Origin of the sequence: Enterococcus sp. C57 (assembly GCF_040887305.1) — a bacterium.
In the GTDB taxonomy this organism is placed as follows: domain Bacteria; phylum Bacillota; class Bacilli; order Lactobacillales; family Enterococcaceae; genus Enterococcus_B; species Enterococcus_B hirae.
The window spans coordinates 1-311 of sequence record NZ_JBFOFP010000035.1 but is presented as its reverse complement, the minus strand read 5'-3'; the positions used below and the strand labels follow the sequence as shown (position 1 = coordinate 311).

At 34.4% G+C, this 311-nt stretch carries 1 protein-coding gene; it reads right to left on the bottom strand.

All coding sequences use genetic code 11. From position 1 onward, the window contains the following. Positions 1–311, bottom strand: a 311-nt coding sequence (locus AB5M32_RS13700; protein ID WP_368024535.1) for a recombinase RecT, incomplete at both ends; no start/stop codon positions are given.

Here is a 311-nt window from a genome sequence, read left to right as displayed (position 1 = left end):
ATTCAATTGGTTCTGCATCATTTAAAGTAACTTCTTCTACAAGATCATTATTTTCGTCAAATCGAAAAACTCTTTCATCAGAAGTAACCGCATTTTGCATTTCTACAGATAAAATTCCCCATTTAGCTAACATGTTACGTAAGACGGTTTTTATCGCCATCGCATCATAATTCTCTTTCCACGCTCCAGTTAGCTTGGTTTTATCAAACCCTTTGGCATGTTTGATACGATGAGCTTCTACTTCTTGCTTCGTCCAATAAACTGTTTTTTTAAACCCATTTAGTAATTCAAAAAATCCAACATAACCGATG